Below are 20,944 nucleotides of genomic sequence, written 5' to 3'. Positions count from 1 at the left end.
ACTCCTCATATACATTGCACAAAGGCAATAGGGGATATCGTAGCGCAAGTGTCAAAATAATTTGTAATTAAAAAGGATTTGTTTCCTGATGCTACAAAAACCTCTACCTAACCCACTGCTCGGTCTTTTCGTTGTGGGATTGGTTCTGCAACCGATGCCTACCCATTCCCAGACTGTAATATATTCATTGAATGCACATTTATTCAAGCTGTCCTTGGTAATAAGTCAAGTTAGACCAGATGGCAGTTGTGAAGCAAACGGCAACTAAGTTTATTTGCTGATACTTTCATTAGTACGTGCTGCAAAGCATCAATTAGACGGGAGTTTCCCAGCCAGTATTTAAACTCTTATTTAGAAGATATCAAAAATGATAAATCAGCCCCCGGTAAAAGGGTTTGGAAGTTATTGAATGATGATAGATTCAATAAGTAAGTAATATTGAAGGAAATTGTATGAAACCCGAAAGTGCAGATAAAACGGAATCCTTCTACATTGCCGTAATTCTTTATGAATCATCCTCCGATGCACCCGATTATCAACCGTTGTACCAGGAATGCTTTGTTTTGCTAAAATCTAATTCTTTAGAAAAAGCCAAAGAAAAGGCTATAAGTTATGCAAAAAAAGAAGAAGTAAGCTATAAAAATGTGGATAGAGAAACTATTATCTGGTCTTTAAAAAAAGTAATAGATGTGAATTCAGTATTAGATGATGGCTTTGAATTGGCTAGTGATGGTGTTGACTTATACGCTAGACATTTTCGTAATTATGAGGCTTATCAATCATTTGAACCATTTTTATCTCAACAGTAATTATGACTATGAGAATTATTCTTGAATTATGAATTTTGATAAATATTGTATATTAACACAGAGCGCGACACCGAATAGCCCATTGGAGATATTGCTCTTGCCGGCCCTGCGCTAATTCAACAGTTAGGAAATTTCGTCGCTATCAACCCACTCATCATAGGATGAATCATAACCAATGTAGTGAAGAAAGTATTGCTGACCTTGGATTTGCTCAATTGTCGCAGAATACCAAGCCTCTTGGTCATCATCCCAACATTTTACCTTTTGACCCACTGCATATCCATTGTCATCCGTAGAGCGAAGATCGCGAGTCCGAATATCATCTTCGCCTACCCACTCGTCATAAGATGAACCGTAACCAAGGTAATGAACAAAGAATTGGTCATCTTGGATTTTCTCAATTGTTCCCTGATACCAATCTTCTTCCTCACTATCCCAGACTTCTACTGTTTTGCTGAGTTCATACTGATTGTTATCTGACTTAACAGCAGATTTAATATCTTGGATAGGCTTTTGTTCCTCTTGCTTAATTTCCTCTTTGACTAAAGTATAGGCTTGCAAAATCAAGCTGCGAGCTACAGTTTGAATTCCCGTATGTTCGTAGTAATTGGTAGTTTGATCTAGGAATGCTGCTACTAAATCTAAATTATCATCAGCAATCTGAATAAAGTTACCCAAATTACTAGAAATTGATTGCGGTGTTATGCCTGTTTTAGATACTAAATTATTCATCCAACCTTGCACAGAGTTGAAACTTTGACTGATAAAACCAACTTTATCAGAAGGATTATTGCCTGGGAGAGAGTTATTGATAGCTAAAAAAACCGGATTTTGAGCGATTACGCCAACATCAGTGCCACTAATAACTTCCTGAATTTTGCTAAGAAAGTCGGGGCCTAAAGGCAGAATTCCGTCTAGGCAAACTAGAGCTACCATCCGCATTAGGGATGCATTTTGATAATTGTTAGCGAGAGAATTAGCAAACTCTTGGGGATTCGGTTGAGGAATGCCATTTAGTTTGCAAAAGGCAATGATTTCGACGGTGATTTTCAGTACCAAGTCAATGGATTGAGTTACGTCAGCTTTCGGAGTAATTTTGCCTAAAAAAGAGAGAAAGCCGATTTTCTCACTAACCTTATTCGCTAAAGCTGCCGTTGCCATAGCTGTGTCTGCCTTATCAATTGTTTGATAAAGTTTGATTGCGAATTGATAGCCTTGTTGAGGATCTTCGTATAGAACAACAGCGCGATCGCGGATTTTTTGAATTACCTTAGCATCGCTAACTCCTGTAATGCTACGAATATTATTCTCAAATCCCGTCAAATTGCTCCACTCACCCGGTGCTACATAATCAAGAGCTTTTAAAACTTTGACAGTAATATTGTCAGTCGGTAATTCGTCAACCAACTGAATAATTGATTTATCCATCAGCCGATCCTCAAAACTCAAAATATTTTTACAACACAGTTCAAATAAACCCACAACAACCAATATCAGTTGCTATCCTACGGGAAGCCTTTCTCTGGTCAACGCTGCACGAATTACTGAATCCTATTAATAGAATTCCCCGACCTGACCAAAAAATAACAACTAGCGATCGCATAGATCACAGCAATATTCTTTACAATGGCTTTTACTGATTTGAGGCAAGTAGAGTATGTAGAAGAATTCGTAGGCACGAAGTACCCGATGAAGTTCTACTAGAATCTGAATGAATAATACGTAAGATGGGAGAAGCAGACTACTTGCTTCTCCCATCTCTTAGGAACTTCCAAAATTTATAATCTAAAATTTGGTCAAGCTGTATTACCTATTTTTCCGTCTCCAGCTGCTCTCGTTGCTTACCATACTCCCGCAACTGCTTCAACAGGTTTTCTTGGGATGAGTTAGGGATAGATGGGCTAGGGGTTGGTTGAAGGTTTGTGTCGGTACTTTCAAAATTAGCAAGTGGGGGATTAGTTAAATACACAGGTAAGGACTTTTCCTTAGACATCGCCTGCTGGGTTGGTGCTGGGGTAGGAACTAAATTTTTCGGTTTGCTCACAGCAGTTTTTACCGAATCTAAAGTAGTAGCAACTTGCACTTGTTGCTGCATCTGTTGTGTAGAAGATACTAAACCACTTAGACCATTCACCAATTGCCGCAAATTTTGGCGGAAAGTAGGATCACCTGTCAACTCATCCAAATCAGATGTAATTTTTTGGCTATTTTCAAACGTTACTCGTGCTGAATCTAAAGTTTGTTGCAGTAGCACCGCATTCTTGGGATCATTTAAGGTTTTAGAAGCATCGCGTAAATTAGCTGAGGCTTGTGCTGCATTTGCTGAAAGAGCTTCTAAATTGTTGAGTAATTGTCCTTGAGTTAATCGATTCACAGATGGTGATAAGCTACCGACTGTAACACGCAGTTGGTTACTGGTTTCGGTGATATTGTTTAAAGCACCAACCAGCGCCGAACGATTTGTTGTCAACAGGTTATCCAGGTTGTTCAGCAAACGAGTTGCTTGAGTTGCAGTTGCACCGACTTGATTTGAAGTTTGAATCGCGGATGCATTAAGTTGGTTTGTCGCTCGTTGCACTGAATTAGCAGTGGCTGAAAATGTATTTAGTTGTTGTCGCAAGCTTTTGGTCAAACCTTGTAAATCCTGACTTAGCTCAGTAAAACTGGATGCTGCGCTTGTGGTAGTTTCTAGAACCCTACTCACATTTCTATAAAATTTGGGTTCAGTGTATACAGCAGCTAGCTGAGTTGAACTGCGAATTAGTTCATCAACGCTGATGCCAACCTGACCTTTTAACCGAGAGCCATTACAAATTATAAGGCTGGGATCACAATTTCTATCTAGAGGTTTAGCAATCACAACCCCAGCAGGTAAGGTTGCTTTTGGCGTGATATCAATAATACTTTCGCTAATTAATCCGCTCTGATTAGCTTCAACCACTACATTCCGGGGGAGAATTAAGTCAGTGTTGGCAATTTCAATCTCTACATCAATGGCATTTGGCCCTGGTCGCACCTGGGAAATAGTTCCTACCTTAACGCCTCGATAGCGAACTGTTGCTCCCTTTTGCATTCCGCCAGCGTTAGCAAATTCTACGATAACTTTGTATGCACGGCCAGCAGCAGTGAATCTATTTAGCCACAGAAAGAGTAATCCAAATACCCCTATTCCTAGCAGGATTAACAACCCCACAGAGCCTTCTCTAAATGTTCGCCCAGACGCGAAGCGGCTTGTCATAAGACCTCGCATTTTTTTGCCTCCACCCAATAATTAGTTAGGAGTTGGGAGTTGGGAGTTGGGAGTTAGGAGTTAAGAATTAGGAGTTAGGAGTTAGGAGTTAGGAGTTAGGAGTTAAGAGTTGAATTTAACTCTCGCTCTTCATTCTTAACTTACGCCGTGTGCAACTTTCTCTCAAACCTAACCCCCAACCCCTTCCTTTGTAGGGAAGGGGAGCAAGAATCAAAGCCTCTCTCCTTGCAGGGGAGAGGTTTGGAGAAGCGTTAACTTTTAATTCCTCATTCTTAACTCTTCACTTTTAACTCCTAACTCCTGACTTCTCATTTTTCACTTTCTAACCGACGACTTGAATCGGCCCTTTTACACTTCCACTGAGAAATTGTCTAATCAAGGGATGTTCTGTGTTGTATGTTTCACTAACTGTACCCTGCCATTGCACTCTACCTTCATAGAGAAATATAAGTCTATCAGCTGTACGGCGCATAGTGCTGTCTTGATGGGTAACAACAGCATAGGTACTACAAACTCCATGTAAACATTGCAAATGGCGGATCAAATCTTCGATTACTGTTGAGGCAATGGGATCAAGTCCGGCTGTTGGTTCATCGTATAGTAGAACTTCTGGGGTTTCTGAAGGATTATCGGGGTTAGCCATAATTGCACGGGCAAAACTTACCCGTTTTCGCATTCCCCCGGAGAGTTCGGCTGGGTAGAGGTCGCTTACTTCTGGCAAACCTACCATTTCCAATTTTTCTTTTACCAATTCTTGAATACGCGATCGCGGTAGCTTTGAATTTTGATAAAGTAAAAATCCCACATTTTCCTCCACGGTCAGCGAATCAAATAGCGCCGCCTGCTGAAACACCATGCCAATGCCAACCTGCTGGCCACCATCCTCAATCAAACCGTCTCGCCGCACTCCTTGCACATAAATTTCTCCTTCATCGGGAGTAAGTAACCCCGCGATTACCCGTAAAATTGTTGATTTACCAGTCCCTGATGGGCCAATAATCCCCAGTGCTTCTCCCCGATAAATGGTCAAGTCTACATTATCTAGAACTTTATGGCTACCAAAGGACTTAGAAACACCTTTCAGTTCAATCAATGGTTCAGTCATTAGTTATTAGTCATTAGTCATTGGTGAGCCAGTGCTAAGGGAGAGGGTTTCCCAATATGTACCTTTAAAGGACAAATATGCCCAATAGTGATGTCATAGTTATTGGTCGGGCATTTTATGGTACATTATAAGTATATAATTAGCATTTTAATTAGCAAAATTTATTTTTTTAGCATAATACTTAGTTCTTTGCAATATTTAACGTCTTAGAATCCCCCTAACGTAAGGCTGACAAAGACACCATAGTATTTTAAAGTCTCAGTAACGGAAAGCTAAGACTCCAGTTCTTGTGGACATCAGCAAAATCATACAATAGTATCAACTACTTAGCATAAATATGCAGATTGTTGCTATAAATACTCAGAAAAAAGCTACAACAAAAACTAATTAACAGGTTGCTGAAAGGCATAGCAATTGTTATATAGCGGTTCCCATTCAAATGCGGTACAAGATTATATTGCGAGGTGTAGGGGCACGGCAGTGCCGTACCCTTACGGGTGTACCTTACGTAAATGAGAACCGCTATATTTAATTTCTTGAAAATCAAAAGGTTCAGCTTCCTGATTTTTTAAATAACTCGGAAATTTTGTTATTCACAAATGATTAATTAGAGCTAGATAAATATCTAGTTTACTACCATTACAAATTCTTGAAATTAGCCGAGTTATTAGATGGTTTGAGAGGTTAATATAGCGTTTCCTGATCACATGAGGTACATCAGAGCAAGCTCCTCACTTGCGAGGAGAGGGTTGAGGGTAGAGTTGTTGTAACCCACTCAAGCGAAAATCGATATAACATCCCCCGTCAATTTTGGAATTGCCAAATTTAAAAAATATTCACTAATATTATAATTACTGATAAAAATTAAACGAAAGATTATGATTAGCCAATTAGAACAGTTTGCAAGTGATAATTCCTCTGGGATTTGTCCAGAAGCACTCGAATATATGATTAGGGCAAACCAAGGTAGTGTTCCAGCCTATGGAAATGATGAATGGACTCAAAAAGCCACAGATTATTTTCGGGAACTCTTTGAGATTGATTGTGAAGTATTTTTTACTTTTAATGGTACAGCCGCGAATTCTTTATCTTTAGCGGCCCTTTGTCAGTCATATCACAGCGTCATTTGTCATGAAACATCTCACATAGAAACAGATGAATGTGGCGCACCTGAATTTGCGTCTAATGGCTCTAAACTGTTACTAGCTCATGGTAAAAACGGCAAGTTAACATCAGAATCTATAGAGACAATAGTCACTAAACGGACTGATATTCATTATCCTAAACCTAAAGTTATTAGCATCACGCAATCAACTGAATTAGGAACTTTATATTCTATTGAAGAACTTCTGGAAATTCAAGAAGTTGCAAAAAAGTATAACTTAAAGATCCACATGGATGGCGCTCGTTTTGCAAATGCAGTTGCCGCTATGAATAAAACCCCTGCTGAAATTACTTGGAAAAGTGGAGTAGATGTGTTGTGCTTTTGTGGTACCAAGAATGGAATGGCATTAGGTGAAGCCATTCTTTTCTTCAACAAAGAGTTAGCAGAGGATTTTGATTATCGATGCAAGCAAGCAGGTCAGCTAGCCTCAAAAATGCGGTTTATCTCTGCTCCCTGGTTGGGTTTATTAGAAACTGGTGCTTGGCTAAAAAACGCCAGACACGCCAATCAATGTGCTGAATACTTAGAAAATAAATTATTGAACCTAGAAAATGTTGACTTGATGTTTCCTAGAGAAGCCAACGCCGTGTTTGTTAAACTACCCGAACAAGTCATTCATGCATTAAAAGCAAAGAACTGGCAGTTTTATACATTTATTGGTGTGGGGGGAGTACGTTTTATGTGTTCTTGGAATACGACTCAATCAAGGATTGATGAATTGATTAGTGATATTAAAAAAAGCAATTATTGATAAAAATTACATATGAAATAATTTTATAAACAGGCGTTAGAAAAACCCACTCTTTTTAAAGATGGGATGAGAAACGCCCCAACGCCTGCGTGAAATTATTTTCCCAAATCTCTGTTAACGCTCTAAGTATTAATATTGTAGCATAAAAAACATTTAATATCAATTAAATGCTCCGTAGAGAAACTACAAGTATAAGTACTTAGAGAGTCAAAGTTTAAATTTTGCTGAGAAATCCATAAGAACTTTCTCAAGTAAATATCAGCTTTTTAGAGATTAATTCTTAGATATTTATCATCTTTAGACTCATTATTTAAGCAATAATTAGTTTATTGATTGATGTATTGAGGAATTTGAATCATGAAAATTAGATATTTACTAATACTAAGTTTGTTTTCTATTATCATGATTAGCTGTGCCCGAAAAGTATCAAGTAATCAGTTGAACGAAAGTCCAATCGCTGTGAATACATCTGTTCCTGCATCTTCAACTCCGGCGAAATCTTTAGCCCTCTCAGCACAATCTCAGGAGTCTACTGCTATCAAGTCAGGCACTTTTGTTTCTGGAGAACATACAACTCAAGGAACAGTCAATATTACCACAAAAAACGGTAAATCATTTCTAGAGCTTGAGCAGTCGTTTAAAACCTCTGAATTAGGGCCAGATTTAGTAGTAGTTTTGCATCGTTCAAATAACGTAATTGGTTCAACTAAGCCACCATCTTATCCTTTAAAAAGTGGAGATTATATCATTATTGCTCCCTTAAAAGAATATAGCGGCGCTCAAACATATTCTATTCCTAGCAATATCAATTTAGCAGATTACAAATCTGCCGCTATCTGGTGTCGCAAATTCAATGCTACTTTTGGTGCTGCCAATTTGAGTAGTTAAAATCCAACCAAACAATCAATATAATTTATAATTGCAATCAGTGTGAACTTCTGTATTCTCCACTGCTTAATCGACCACTAAATTTTTAGTGTAGTGGTACCTCTGTGCCCATTGTTTAGTATAACTACAAGCGATCGCTAACTAAATGAGTTAACAAAATTAAATAAATTTAGTAACTTAAATTTTGGCTATCAGGCTCATAAGTTAAACAAAATTAACATTCTGATTAGGCAGTTTAGAGGTAAAAACGATTAAATGCTCTAACTGCTTCAGGAATTAGCTCGATTTACCAATACCCATTTGTTTAATCTGCAAACCAACTAATTATTGCAAGTGCTGGTTGCCCAAACTCGTCATCTTTTGCTCCAAAGAATTCACAGAATTTTGCACCTAAATGACCACTTTGGCCACTGATTAGCAGGTAAGATTTTAGTTGGGATTAACCGAAAATTGCTCTCTTATGTGTATTGAATTTGGGCGGGAAACCTGCGGCAATCTTGACATTGCAGAATCGCGGGAGTGGTTAGTTACTAACGGTATTGGTGGTTACGCCTCTGGGACTGTGGCAGGTTTATTGACTCGGCGCTATCACGGACTACTGGTAGCAGCATTAAAACCACCTCTGGGTCGCACTTTAATGCTGGCAAAACTAGATGAAACTGTTCTGTATGATACTCGCTCTTATTCTATATACACCAATCGTTGGGCAGATGGTATCGTCAGTCCTCACGGTTATCAAAATATTGAACGCTTTTCCTTGGAAGGTACAATTCCCCTATGGCGTTTTGCTGTTGCTGATGCTTTGTTAGAAAAACGGGTGTGGATGCAACAAGGCGCGAATACAACCTATGTCCAATATACTCTGCGTCGTGCCACTCAACCTCTGAAGTTGATCCTAAAAGCATTGGTCAACTACCGTGATTATCACAGCGACACTCAAAGCAATGGTTGGCAGATGTCTGTTGAACAGGTGGAACAGGGGATTTGTGTAACTGCCTATCCAGATGCTGTACCACTGTATCTGTTGAGCGATTCGCCTTTAAGCGATAGCTGTACTGTTGCCCACGATTGGTATCATGGCTTTGACTTAGCTGTTGAACGTTATCGGGGATTGAGAGATAAAGAAGACCATCTCCACGCTGCGACTTTTGAAGTTACACTGAATCCTGGGGACGCGATGTCTACGACGGGCTGCGCCTACGCATTTGTAGCCACCACAGAAAAACAATCAAATCTCAATGGCGAAGCCGCACTTAAGTTACGTCGCGCTCAAGAGCAGAAACTAACAGGACTTTGGAATAGTAACCGATCCAACACTAAAGAATCACCTGCTTGGATCAAGCACCTAATACTAGCTGCTGACCAGTTTATTGTTGACCGCCCATTGCCAGAAAATCCCCATAGTAAAACTATCATTGCTGGTTATCACTGGTTTGGCGACTGGGGACGTGACACAATGATTAGTCTACCGGGTTTGACAATTTCGACTGGTCGCCCAGAGGTAGCATGCTCAATTCTCCGCACCTTTGCCAGATACGTAGACCAAGGAATGTTGCCCAATCGCTTTCCCGATGCGGGTGAGCAACCAGAATATAATACAGTCGATGCCACTCTTTGGTACTTTGAAGCAGTCCGCGCTTACTACAGCGCTACGGACGATGATAATTTGCTGGCTGAACTATTTCCAGTGCTTGCAGACATCATTGATTGGCACTGTCGTGGTACACGCTACAACATTCACCTTGATGCAGCCGATGGCTTACTTTATGCAGGTGTGGCAGGTGTACAACTGACCTGGATGGATGCCAAAGTTGGCGATTGGGTAGTTACGCCCCGAATTGGCAAACCAATTGAAGTTAATGCCCTTTGGTATAATACTTTACGGACGATGGCAAAGTTTGCCCGTCAGCTTGGTAAACCACACCAAGAATATCAGGCAATGGCAGACCGGGTTCAGTATAGATTTTCTCGCTTCTGGAATGAGAATACAGGTTATTGCTATGACGTTATAGACAGCCCTGATGGTGATGATTGGTTGTTGCGACCTAACCAAATATTTACTGTTTCATTACCAGAAAGCCCCCTCACACCTATCCAGCAAAGGGGTGTGGTGGAAGCTTGCGGACGAATGTTGCTGACTTCTCATGGATTGCGATCGCGTAGCGTGTCCGCAGAACTCTCGCTTGCTTCCAACCATCCTCAGTACAAAGGTAAATACGGTGGCAATCAGTATCAACGCGATGGAGCTTATCACCAGGGAACAGTTTGGGGTTGGTTGTTGGGGCCGTTTGTCTTAGCACACCTGCGCGTTTACAAAAATCCTGAGCAGGCTCGTCAATTTTTGGCACCAATGGCTAATCATCTGACTGCACACGGTGTTGGCAGTCTCAGTGAAATTTTTGATGGTGATGCTCCTATGACTCCACGGGGATGTATTGCCCAAGCGTGGACAGTAGCAGAGGTGTTGCGTGCTTGGTTGGCAACAGAAATTTGATGCACTGAATAACTATCGGTTTGTTACCTATTTAGAATTACATCAGAAATTTTCCGTACTATATTATCTCTATTAAACGAGCAAGATATACTTTTAGCCATTGTACTCAAACAAGAAAACATACAAAAGTAGAAAATTTCAGGTGATTCTCATCAGAAATTAATTTAACTACTAGTAAATTCATTTAACTTATTATTAGATAAAGATTTGCAGAGTTGAGAGAGCGATGAAATAAAAATATTTAGCAATCTTTTTAGAATGGCTGCCGCTTTCACTGTTGGAATGCAATAAAGGTAAGTTAAAATTAGCTATAACTAAATATGTAGCAGTTGATACTAACTTTACATTTAGCAGCCTAATTTTATTCATACAACCTTATTAAAGACCTAAGACGCAACCAAAACAGTGAAGCAAACCAAAAAAAAATGGATAAATATAGACCCCTTTTCATTACAGTCACGCCTCACGCTTGTTATTGCAGCATTTTCAGCTTTGGTATTAGGTAGCCTAGCTACATGGACTAGTTGGAAAATGCAGCAAATTTTAGTTGAGAGTCATAAATATAATATAGAAGAAATTGCCAAGCGCTTGCCGCAAGATTTGCAAATTTATAGTGAAATGATGCGACTTGAAACTGGGTTGCAAAAGGCTATTGATAATTTAGCAAATACCAACACACTATTATGGGTAAAAAGTTCTGATAATAAAATTTTAGTAAAATCTGCTCATTTAAATTTATTATCTGAGGCTACAGTAGCTGAGTTGATGTCCCTGACTGAGATGCCGATTAAACCACAAGTTTACAGAGTTAACCAAAACCACTTTGTTTTATATGGTAATTCTGTGCAAGTGCAGGGTAAGTTGTTGGGTGAGTTATTTATAGTAAAGGATATTACCCGCGAACAGAAAATGTTTGTGGTAATGGTGCAAAGTTTAGGTATTACTAGTATTTTGGCAATTATTGTATTAACAGCTGCGATCGCATCTTATATTAAGCATTCTCTGCAACCCTTGCGCCAGCTAAATCAAATGGCTTCTGTGATTTCTGCTGAAGATTTAGGACAAGCGCAGCTATATCTTCATAATGCACCCAGCGAAGTCAAAGAATTAGCTCAAACCTTAACTATGTTGTTATCACGCCTCTCGCAATCATGGGAGCAAGAGCAAGAATTTGTGAGTAATGTTTCTCACGAATTACGCACACCTTTGACAATTGTACTTGGTTATTTGCAAAGCGTATTACGAAGGCAGAATAACTTAACCCCAACCCAACAAGAAGCTTTAGAAACTGCTGCATCTGAAGCTGAACGCACTATCCGTCTGCTACAAGATTTACTTGATTTAGCACGAGCCGATAGCGGTTACTTATACTTCCAGATGAAATCTTATGTGCTAAATGACTTGGTTGAAGAAGTTGTCATGATGGCAGAAACATATAGTGATCGCATAATTAAAATTGAGTCAAAAGTTTATCCAATTGAGATAAAAGCAGACTACAGCCGCCTCAAACAAGTATTATTAAATTTGATTGATAACGCTGTTAAGTATTCTGAAGCCGATACACCTATAATATTCAAATTAAATAAACTTCAAGACAAAGCAATTATTCAAGTTTGTGACAAAGGCTATGGCATTCCTTTGCAACAGCAAGCACGGATATTTGATAGATTTTACCGCGTAGATGAATCCCGCTCTCATGCTACTGCGGGTTGTGGTTTGGGTTTATCTATTGTCAAGACACTTGTAGAAGGTATGGGGGGTAATGTAAATGTACAATCTAAGTTAGGAGAAGGGAGTACGTTTACAATCAGTTTACCTACATATAACAGTTCTATCTAACCTAACAGGACTTTAAAAGGAAGAAATTAAGCCAACCTAACCCTCCTTTTTAATAAAAAAATTAGACTCCCCTTTTAAAGAGGAGTTAAGAGGGGAGTTTCCAGAGCCAAATATCACTAACTGTATTACTCTATAAACCGTAGATAATTCTAACCTTTCTCAGGAATATCAATTCTGGCTGTTCCAATTGGAATTTCTCCCATCAACCCAACTCTTTGACCGCTCACTCCATAGAGTAGTATATTCCCGCCTAAACTCTTTCTTCGCACGCCTATTAGCTCCACCTCTAAAGAACTATCAGTAGCTAGAGGTTGGTCAAAGGTGATTAACAAACGTTCTTTACTAATCTCCGTCTTAGCTGTAACTTCTTTACCAGATTGGTCTGTAATCCGAACTCCATTAAAGCGTTCCATCTGACTTGGTAGAGAAATTATTAGGTTTTGCAGAGACATTCCCTTTACAGCCAATCTGATAAAATGAGTATCATTTCGGATGCCAGAATTCGTAATATGAGGAACGTTAAAGTTGAAGTTTGCTTGGGATAGTATATGTGTATCTAAACTTGATCGGTGGTGATCTTTCACAGGTTTAGCTAAAGCCGTAGCAGACATAGTGAGTATTAAAGCAGATAAACTACCGAAAAATAAAACTTTCATGATGAATACTCGCTTTTAGATGAATTAATGGCTCAAGGTGGAACAAGAACCTGTAATTAATAGATTCATCCATGAATATGAGAACAGGCTGACTCACAAATTAAAATATTCTAAGATTTAAAAAATAATATTTTTATAAAATATTTGCTAACAAGATGATAGGAAAAACCTTATATATATAAAATTACCGTTCTCTCAGCAAAAACTATAACTCTATTCAGAGACTATCTGGACAAGTTGGTTTTATCGATTGTGAAACATCTGGTAAAAGGTATGGGAGGCAAAGTTACCATCCTTTCAAAACCAAGCTACGGTAACACTTTTATTTTCACATTACCTGCTCTAGGAGTAAATTTATGACAGCACATATCCTTGTGGTAGAAGATGAAGTTAAACTGGCGAGATTTGTCGAATTAGAACTTAGTAGCGAAGGATACACAGTTAGCGTAGCCCATGATGGTATTGCTGGTTTAACCCTAGCGCGAGACTCATCGCCAGATTTAGCTATTCTAGATTGGATGCTCCCAGGTTTAACAGGTTTAGAAATTTGTCGCCGTTTGCGAACAACAGGTAGCACAGTACCAGTAATTTTGTTGACAGCAAAAGATGAAGTGAGCGATCGCGTGGCAGGATTAGATGCAGGAGCCGATGATTATGTAGTTAAGCCCTTCAGCATTGAGGAACTATTAGCCAGAATTCGCGCCCATCTCCGACGCACCCAAGAAACAGACGAGGATTTGTTGCAATTTGAAGATTTAAGCTTAAATCGCCGCACCCGTGAAGTTTTTCGGGGAAAACGAAGCATTGAGTTAACAGCAAAAGAGTTTGACTTATTAGAATATCTTCTCTCACATCCGCGTCAGGTGTTTACTAGAAACCAAATTCTAGAGAAAGTTTGGGGTTACGATTTCATGGGTGATTCTAATATTATTGAGGTATATATTCGTTATCTGCGATTAAAATTAGAAGACAATAAGGAAAAGCGTTTGATTCATACAGTGCGTGGTGTAGGTTATGCACTACGGGAGCAATCTTGATGACTTGGTGATTTCGGCTCAAAGAAACATATTAAAGACGAAAGGCGATTATGAATAAAAAATGGGCTGTTAAACGACTCACAGTAAATCTCACAACCGAGGAAATGAACAAACTTAAATCTTACTGCGCTTCGACAGGAAGGCCAGCAACAGATGTAGTTCGAGAATTGCTCCGAACTCTTGAGGTTGACGATGCTGAAAACTCTCAGATGAAAACAGCAGACTCAACAAGAACAGTTGGCATCTCGTCAAAATCACAGTAACTATTAACTCGAAGATCCTGTCCTGCCAAATCTCAGAAATCTGCTATCGTGATTCCCGGCAGATAGGCTACGGTGTACACACAAGTCCTTGAGAGTTGCCCCACATCCCCCCAATCCCCTCTACGGTGTGTACACAAGTCTTTGGTGAGGCTATTTACTGATTTATCGTATAGCCTCTGAGATACCTCACCCTGGTTTTGCTTAAGCAAAACCTGTCCCTCTCCTTACCAAGGAAAGGGATGTCCTATAGGACAGGGTGAGGTTTTTTGGTTTTAGGTAATTAAGCTCGGTGACTTAATCTATATACTTCTGTCTCGCCTTCACCTTATAAAAGTAAAGCCTTTTTTCTTTGCCATGTCTTAACAAGCATAAATTGTGGGCATCATAATCCCAAGCCGAATACATCAGCTAGCAGCCATAAAATTCTTTGACAGCAGGTTTCTTATTATACAACTATAGTATCGACCTATGGTAGATAGTTTTAAAGCTTATCTCTTTTTTTCCCGATATAGTTTATACACTGAATTGGTTTTGGGTTGCTTACAGATTCAATTGGGAGTCATCTGTAGCATAGGTATTTGGACATTATCAGAAACTAAGTTACAAGCTGTCCAAGCACATCAGACCTGGAAACCACCTTCAGAATTGACCGAGCAAGCCACCAAAGTAAATGCTGAGTCAGCAGAGCAAGAGTCGAAACTTAGAATCCACAGAGATTTCAGAGCGCTCACTTGGGCCGGTAGTACAGGGTTAGCAAGTGCGCGAGTGTCTGGCAAACTGAACTTTGGTGATTTAGAATTTCCGATGCCGTTACCTTATCGATTAAAGCCAAAACCTATTTTGATGGCAGCACCCGAAAACTTTAATCCTGATCTGCGATTACCGCCAGCGCGACCAGAACCACCGCAGAATTCTAGTCCACCAACAACTTCCAGCGAACCAAAAACGCCAGATGCAGTTAGCAAACCAAAAACGCCGGATGCAGTTTTGGAAAGTATTTATACGGACTATCGCTATGACACAGACAACTTTGGCCAAACCAATTTATTCTTTGAACCAACGGTTCAGTTTCGATTGAATAATGGCAATAAAATATTTTTCAAGACAGGTTTTAACCTCTTTGAGCAACGCGGTGTTGAATCAGTTACCAATTTTCCCTTACAGGTTGGATGGCAGGGAAAAATTGGGCAAGCAACTCTGCGAACAGCAGCCGGAGTCGATGTGTTCAATCGTTTACCTACAGCTATTAATCTCAATGCTAAGGTGGAGGTTCCCATTTCGCCGCCGCGAGTTTCATCATCCGGCCAATTGCTATCGGCAGTAATATTATCAGGCAATTTAGAACAAGGGCCTTATAAATCTAATGCCCGAACTTTAGACAATCAAATTACTTCTTGGCGATTTGGACCTGATTTATACTGGCAGATTGACCGCAACACCAGCTTATTCTCGTCATTACGTTTGGGTAGTTACAACGATGGTAATTCTGAGGTGCAGTCATTTAATAGGTTAGAGCGCAAGTTCGGACAGTTTTCTCTGGCAGCTAACTTATTCAATTGGAGTTTTGATCGCAATTTAGAACGCACAAGTGGCTATTTTTCTCCATCAGATTTTTTAGTTTACAACGCTGAGGTGGCTTGGGAAGGAGATATTGCTAATTTTTTACGCTGTCGTCTCGCTGCTAACTTAGGACAGCAGCGACTTAAAGGAGAATTTGACAACGCCTATACCTATCAAACGCGCTGTACGGTAAAAGTTTCACCAAATATAGAAGCAGACCTTGGCTATAGCTTTAGTAATGTCCGAAATCAAGAAACAGGGGGAAGTGCCTATGGTGGTAATTCTTTGACAGGGCAGTTGCGGGTCAAATTTTAGGACTCACTAAATAATTCGTAATTTATAAGCTCAAAAATGAAAGCACCAATTATTAATTTTTAATTCTCAATTTTAGCAACGACTTCAGCCGGAGATCAGACTTAAAAATGAAAGCACCATTACCTGATAACGAAGCACAGCGAATCGAATCTCTTTTGGAGTATAAAATCCTCGATACTAGTCCAGAAGCTGCCTTTGACGACCTCACCCTTTTAGCTTCATATATTTGTGGAACTCCCATTGCCTTAATCAGTTTAGTTGATAGCGATCGCCAGTGGTTCAAGTCAAAAGTTGGTTTGGATGCCCTAGAAACACCTCGAAATGTAGCATTCTGCGCCCATGCTATTTTGCAACCTGAGGCTTTTGTTGTGCCTGATGCCACACAAGACGAAAGGTTCGCTACAAACCCACTAGTCACCTCTGGCCCTAATGTTCGGTTTTATGCTGGCATACCACTGACTAACCCTGAAGGATATGCCTTAGGAACCCTTTGTGTAATTGACCGTGTACCAAGAAACCTCTCTCCAGAACAAGTTGAAGCATTACGAATTCTAGGTCATCAGGTAATCAAGCAACTAGAAATGCGGCGCAATTTAGCAAGTTTGGTCTTGGCGAGTCATACACGCAAATATGCACAGAAGGGACGCAAACAATTTTTTAAAAGAATAGCCGGAGGGTTTGGGTTAGCATCGGCAATTTTAGTTTTGATTGGCGTGATTTCTTATCAAAACACACGCCTATTGATTGATACTAGTAATCAGGTACAAGAAACCCAAGAAAAAATCAGTAAACTGAAAGAATTACTCTCCGAGATGAAGGATGCTGAGACTGGACAACGTGGTTACATCCTCACTGGACAAGAAAGTTATCTGGAACCTTATCAAGCTGTAGTTACAAATATCGATCCAAAAATTGCAGAACTGAAAAATTTAATCGCAGATCAACCTAGCCAAAAAAAGCAGTTTACAACCCTGGAATCTCTGATAGCTGCAAAACTTGCCATACTCAAGCAGACTATATACCTGCGTCAAAATCAGGGATTCGAGGCGGCATTGCAGGTAATCCAGACAAATGAGGGAAAACATCTCATGGATGATATCCGCAAGGTTATCCATGAGATAGAGAATGAGGATAAAAGGTTGCTTCAACAGCAATCACAAGCTGCAAAAGCTAGTGCTAAAAACACAGTTTTGACACTTGCCTTCGGTATTTTTCTAAGTTTTCTGACTCTGGCTATAGTCTACTACTTCATTTCTCGTGAGGTAACAGAGCGTAAATTAACAGAGGAAACACTAAACACAGAACGCAACTTTATCTCAGCAGTCCTTGATACAGCCAGTGCTTTGGTGATAGTTCTTGACACACAAGGGCAAATCCTTCGCTTCAATCATGCTTGTGAACAAATAACTGGTTACTCATTTGATGAGGTAAGAGGAAGGCATTTCTGGAACCTATTTCTACTTCCTGAACAGGTAGAGATGGTTAAAGCAGTTTTTGAGCAGTTGCAATCTGGTAAGGGTCCCAAAGAGTACGAAAGCTATTGGGTAACAAAGGATGGCAGCCGCCGACTCATTGCCTGGGCTAATACTGTCTTGGAAGACTATGAGGGCAACGTTGAATATATTGTTACCACAGGTGTTGATATCAGCGATGTTGACGAAGAGCTTCGTTTACGTAAACGAACTGAACAACATTTAAAAGCACAATATTATACAACACGCGTCTTAGCAGAGTCAACTACAATCAACGAAGCCATGCCCCAAATTCTACAAGGAATATGCGAAAGTTTGGGATGGACTTTTAGTGAATTTTGGATAGTAGATCAGCAAGCAAATCTACTGTCCTTGCAAAATACATGGTACAAAATCTCCCTTGAGATGCAAGAATTTGACATCCTCAGTCGACAGATTACGTTTGCGCCAGGAATTGGGCTGCCTGGTCGTGTCTGGGCTACTGCAAAACCTGTTTGGATCGCTGATGTTGTTAAAGATCAGAATTTCCTTCGCTCTCAAATCGCTGCCCAAGCAGAACTGCACGGAGCTTTCGGTTTTCCGATCCGTACTGGTAAAAAAATCCTTGGTGTCATTACCTGCTTTAGCAATGAGATTCAACAACCTGACCCGGATTTGGCAACAGTCATGCATTCTATTGGTGAGCAAGTAGGGCAGTTTATTGAGCGCAAGCAGGCAGAAGAAGAACTTCAACGGCAAAACTTGCGATCGCAACTATTTACTGAAATCACCCTCAAAATCCGTCAGTCTTTACAAATTAAAGAAATTCTCCAAATTAGTGTTACAGAGGTACAAAAAATTCTCCATAGCGACCGAGTTTTGATTTATCAACCTTTGGCAGATGCATCTGAACCCACTATCGTTGAGGCAGTAGTTTCTGGCTGGTTGGCAATCAAAGACAAAAAGCTTACTGATGCTTACTTTCAAGCAGAATATACACAGCAGTACTATCTACAGCAGTATCGTCAAAAACGGAATATCGGTTTTGCTGACTTGGATCTAGTCGAAGTCCAAAAAAGCCACATAGAATTACTGCAACAATTTGGAGTCAAGTCCAATTTGGTCATACCCATTCTTGTCAAAGAAGAACTCTGCGGTTTGCTAATTGTCCATCAATGCGGCAGTTCCCGCCAATGGTCTAGCTTTGAAACTCATCTTTTACGGCAAATAGCCGATCAAGTAGGTATTGCCTTAGCCCAAGCCCAAATGTTAAACGCAGAGACTCAACAGCGACGAGAACTCGAAGTTGCTCGTCAACAAGCTGAATTAGCTTCTAAAACCAAAAGTGCCTTTTTGGCAAATATGAGCCATGAAATCCGAACTCCGATGAATGCTGTGTTGGGCATGACAGGCTTAATGTTAGAAACTCCCTTAAACTCGGAGCAACGAGATTTTATCGAAACAATTCGCATTAGTGGAGACGCTCTCTTAAGCCTAATCAACGAAATTTTGGATCTGTCCAAACTTGAGGCTGGGGAAATGGCACTAGAAACTCTAGATTTTGACTTATCTACCTGCGTGGAAGAGGTGTTGGAATTATTGGCTCCCCCAGCCCATAATAAGGGATTAGAAATTGCTGCGTTAATTTATCCCAATGTCCCCACCCATTTGCAAGGTGATGCTGGTCGCCTGCGGCAAATCCTCATGAACCTGATTAGCAACGCGATCAAGTTCACCAGCAATGGAGAGGTGGTAGTCCGGGCAGAATTGCGATCAGAAAATTCTACTACAGTCACCATCCATTTCACAATCACAGATACTGGTCTTGGCATTACCTCTGAAGACCAATGCAAACTCTTTACCCCATTTACCCAAGTAGATGCTTCCACCACCCGCAAATATGGCGGCACAGGTTTAGGATTAGCCATTTGCAAACAACTGGTGAGCTTAATGGGAGGAGAAATTGGCGTAGAAAGTCAGTTGGGTAAAGGATCTAAGTTTTGGTTTGAAGTAACTCTCCCCAAGCAACTTCACTCTCTTTCCTCAGAAGGCGATGGCTTTGCCCATGCCAAGAGCGATCGCGGACTTCTGAGTAATCGGCGCTTGTTAGTAGTGGATGATAATACCACTAATCGCAAAATCATCCACCATCAAGCTACTCGTTGGGGAATGGTGGTAGATCAGGCTGCTTCGGCTGCTACTGCTCTTAAAGCTATTCAGGAGGCTGCCAAGCAGAAAAACCTTTATGAAGTTGCTGTGATTGATATGCAGATGCCAGAAATAGATGGCATGACTTTGGGAGAACAAATTAAAGCAAATCCAGCGATCGCTGGGTTACCTTTGATTATGCTTACCTCTACTAATCAACGGGATGAAATCCAACGAGCGCTAAAAATAGGATTTGCCGCTTATTTGGTCAAACCTGTTAAACCGTCCCGACTCCTTGATACCATCATAACTATTTTAGGAACGCAGCCGGAACTCAATAGTCAGGAATTAAAAGTGAAAAATTACGAAAATAAGAGCAATGATCATTCTCCTGGCACTGACTCCCCCAAACTTAGAATTCTTTTAGCTGAAGATAATCTAGTGAATCAGAAAGTTGCCCTGAAGCAACTCCAAAGCTTGGGTTATAGCGCCGATGTTGCTGGTAATGGGAAAGAAGCCTTGCAGCTATTAGAAAAAATTCCCTACGATTTAATTCTGATGGATTGCCAAATGCCAGTTCTTGACGGTTTTGAAACTACAAAAGAAATTCATCGTTGGCAAGAAAGCAGCTTTGTCAGTGGTCGTTGTCCTGTAGTAATTGCGATGACAGCTAATGCCATGAAAGAAGATCAACAAATGTGTCTAGATGCAGGCATGGATGACTATCTAAGCAAGCCTGTAATCAAAGAAAAATTGGCTGCGGCGCTAGAGCGTTGGGGAAGTGTAATATTCAGGGAAAAAGAAATAGATGCTTGGGAGCAGACAGCTTCTATAACAGATGTGACAGATGTAGATTCAATTGACCTCCCAATTGATTGGGAACGCTTGCATCAACTCTCAGAAAACAACCCAGAATTTGAATTGGAACTACTGCAAATATTTGTTGAAGATATTCAACCTCGTTTAGAGATAATTAAAATAGCGATCGCAGATAGTGACTATGAGCAACTAGCGATCCAAACCCATCAAATTAAAGGTGCTAGTGCCAATGTTGGAGCTACAACCATGCATTTAGCAGCAGAAAAACTAGAACAACTATCTTACAATCAAGAACGCCGAGGTACTACTAACTTAATCTTAGAGTTAGAAGAGTTTCTTAAACGCATTCAAGAATTTTTAATTAGAACTCCTAACTCCTAACTCCTACTGTAAA

15 protein-coding genes are annotated in these 20,944 nt (G+C 40.2%); 11 read left to right on the top strand and 4 right to left on the bottom strand.

Annotated features, from left to right (window positions below):
* Positions 1–88 precede the first annotated feature (88 nt).
* Together H6G96_RS27295 and H6G96_RS27290 are read left to right on the top strand one after the other, a co-directional pair.
* Complete coding sequence (locus tag H6G96_RS27295; RefSeq protein WP_190915363.1) at positions 89–268, top strand: hypothetical protein; 180 nt, start codon at positions 89–91, stop codon at positions 266–268.
* Positions 269–452: 184 nt separating this feature from the next.
* Complete coding sequence (locus tag H6G96_RS27290) at positions 453–809, top strand: DUF4288 domain-containing protein (RefSeq protein ID WP_190915361.1); 357 nt, start codon at positions 453–455, stop codon at positions 807–809.
* Between the two features lie 123 nt (positions 810–932).
* Here the strand turns inward: H6G96_RS27290 and H6G96_RS27285 are convergent, their stop codons facing one another.
* Positions 933–2,237, bottom strand: coding sequence for a Tudor-knot domain-containing protein (locus H6G96_RS27285; protein WP_190915359.1), 1,305 nt, complete (start codon positions 2,235–2,237; stop codon positions 933–935).
* On the opposite strand from H6G96_RS27285, the gene H6G96_RS27280 reads away from it, so the two are divergent.
* Positions 2,225–2,449 carry a hypothetical protein gene (locus H6G96_RS27280; protein WP_190915357.1) on the top strand — a complete coding sequence of 75 codons (225 nt, stop codon included), beginning with the start codon at positions 2,225–2,227 and terminating at the stop codon, positions 2,447–2,449. The genes H6G96_RS27285 and H6G96_RS27280 overlap by 13 nt on opposite strands.
* 170 nt (positions 2,450–2,619) lie before the next feature.
* On the opposite strand, the gene H6G96_RS27275 is transcribed toward H6G96_RS27280, so the two are convergent.
* A complete protein-coding gene (locus H6G96_RS27275; RefSeq protein WP_190915355.1) occupies positions 2,620–4,059 on the bottom strand; it encodes an MlaD family protein in 1,440 nt (479 codons plus the stop codon).
* Positions 4,060–4,381: 322 nt separating this feature from the next.
* Positions 4,382–5,164: an ABC transporter ATP-binding protein gene (locus H6G96_RS27270; RefSeq protein ID WP_190915353.1), complete on the bottom strand. Its 783-nt coding sequence runs from the start codon at positions 5,162–5,164 to the stop codon at positions 4,382–4,384.
* 878 nt (positions 5,165–6,042) lie between these two features.
* On the opposite strand from H6G96_RS27270, the gene H6G96_RS27265 reads away from it, so the two are divergent.
* From H6G96_RS27265 to H6G96_RS27250, 4 genes are all read left to right on the top strand, one after another.
* Entirely contained in the window at positions 6,043–7,080 is a 1,038-nt protein-coding gene (locus tag H6G96_RS27265; RefSeq protein WP_190915351.1) for a low specificity L-threonine aldolase, read from the top strand.
* Positions 7,081–7,437: 357 nt separating this feature from the next.
* Positions 7,438–7,968: a DM13 domain-containing protein gene (locus tag H6G96_RS27260; protein ID WP_190915349.1), complete on the top strand. Its 531-nt coding sequence runs from the start codon at positions 7,438–7,440 to the stop codon at positions 7,966–7,968.
* A gap of 460 nt (positions 7,969–8,428) precedes the next feature.
* A complete protein-coding gene (locus H6G96_RS27255) occupies positions 8,429–10,462 on the top strand; it encodes an amylo-alpha-1,6-glucosidase (RefSeq protein ID WP_190915347.1) in 2,034 nt (677 codons plus the stop codon).
* A gap of 405 nt (positions 10,463–10,867) precedes the next feature.
* Positions 10,868–12,301, top strand: coding sequence for an ATP-binding protein (locus H6G96_RS27250; protein ID WP_190915345.1), 1,434 nt, complete (start codon positions 10,868–10,870; stop codon positions 12,299–12,301).
* Positions 12,302–12,450: 149 nt separating this feature from the next.
* On the opposite strand, the gene H6G96_RS27245 is transcribed toward H6G96_RS27250, so the two are convergent.
* Positions 12,451–12,957, bottom strand: coding sequence for a hypothetical protein (locus H6G96_RS27245; RefSeq protein ID WP_190915343.1), 507 nt, complete (start codon positions 12,955–12,957; stop codon positions 12,451–12,453).
* Between the two features lie 356 nt (positions 12,958–13,313).
* Here H6G96_RS27245 and H6G96_RS27240 point away from each other — a divergent pair, with 356 nt between their 5' ends.
* From H6G96_RS27240 to H6G96_RS27225, 4 genes are all read left to right on the top strand, one after another.
* A complete protein-coding gene (locus H6G96_RS27240) occupies positions 13,314–13,994 on the top strand; it encodes a response regulator transcription factor (protein WP_190915341.1) in 681 nt (226 codons plus the stop codon).
* 50 nt (positions 13,995–14,044) lie between these two features.
* Entirely contained in the window at positions 14,045–14,257 is a 213-nt protein-coding gene (locus H6G96_RS27235) for a CopG family transcriptional regulator (RefSeq protein ID WP_190915339.1), read from the top strand.
* Between the two features lie 468 nt (positions 14,258–14,725).
* Positions 14,726–16,132, top strand: a complete 1,407-nt coding sequence (locus H6G96_RS27230; protein ID WP_242063408.1) for a cellulose synthase subunit BcsC-related outer membrane protein — start codon at positions 14,726–14,728, stop codon at positions 16,130–16,132.
* Between the two features lie 107 nt (positions 16,133–16,239).
* A complete protein-coding gene (locus H6G96_RS27225; RefSeq protein WP_190915337.1) occupies positions 16,240–20,931 on the top strand; it encodes a response regulator in 4,692 nt (1,563 codons plus the stop codon).
* Positions 20,932–20,944: the final 13 nt, after the last annotated feature.

This window comes from Nostoc sp. FACHB-892 (genome assembly GCF_014698795.1).
GTDB lineage: Bacteria > Cyanobacteriota > Cyanobacteriia > Cyanobacteriales > Nostocaceae > Nostoc.
The sequence above is the reverse complement of the archived record's forward strand: the minus strand, read 5'-3'. Positions and strand labels throughout refer to the sequence as shown.

Coding starts and splice junctions, on each gene's coding strand:
- H6G96_RS27245 (WP_190915343.1), bottom strand. CDS start 12,957: ATGAAAGTTTTATTTTTCGGTAGTTTATCTGCTTTAATACTCACTATG.
- H6G96_RS27230 (WP_242063408.1), top strand. CDS start 14,726: ATGGTAGATAGTTTTAAAGCTTATCTCTTTTTTTCCCGATATAGTTTA.
- H6G96_RS27265 (WP_190915351.1), top strand. CDS start 6,043: ATGATTAGCCAATTAGAACAGTTTGCAAGTGATAATTCCTCTGGGATT.
- H6G96_RS27225 (WP_190915337.1), top strand. CDS start 16,240: ATGAAAGCACCATTACCTGATAACGAAGCACAGCGAATCGAATCTCTT.
- H6G96_RS27240 (WP_190915341.1), top strand. CDS start 13,314: ATGACAGCACATATCCTTGTGGTAGAAGATGAAGTTAAACTGGCGAGA.
- H6G96_RS27295 (WP_190915363.1), top strand. CDS start 89: ATGCTACAAAAACCTCTACCTAACCCACTGCTCGGTCTTTTCGTTGTG.
- H6G96_RS27285 (WP_190915359.1), bottom strand. CDS start 2,237: ATGGATAAATCAATTATTCAGTTGGTTGACGAATTACCGACTGACAAT.
- H6G96_RS27235 (WP_190915339.1), top strand. CDS start 14,045: ATGAATAAAAAATGGGCTGTTAAACGACTCACAGTAAATCTCACAACC.
- H6G96_RS27255 (WP_190915347.1), top strand. CDS start 8,429: ATGTGTATTGAATTTGGGCGGGAAACCTGCGGCAATCTTGACATTGCA.
- H6G96_RS27270 (WP_190915353.1), bottom strand. CDS start 5,164: ATGACTGAACCATTGATTGAACTGAAAGGTGTTTCTAAGTCCTTTGGT.
- H6G96_RS27275 (WP_190915355.1), bottom strand. CDS start 4,059: ATGCGAGGTCTTATGACAAGCCGCTTCGCGTCTGGGCGAACATTTAGA.
- H6G96_RS27290 (WP_190915361.1), top strand. CDS start 453: ATGAAACCCGAAAGTGCAGATAAAACGGAATCCTTCTACATTGCCGTA.
- H6G96_RS27260 (WP_190915349.1), top strand. CDS start 7,438: ATGAAAATTAGATATTTACTAATACTAAGTTTGTTTTCTATTATCATG.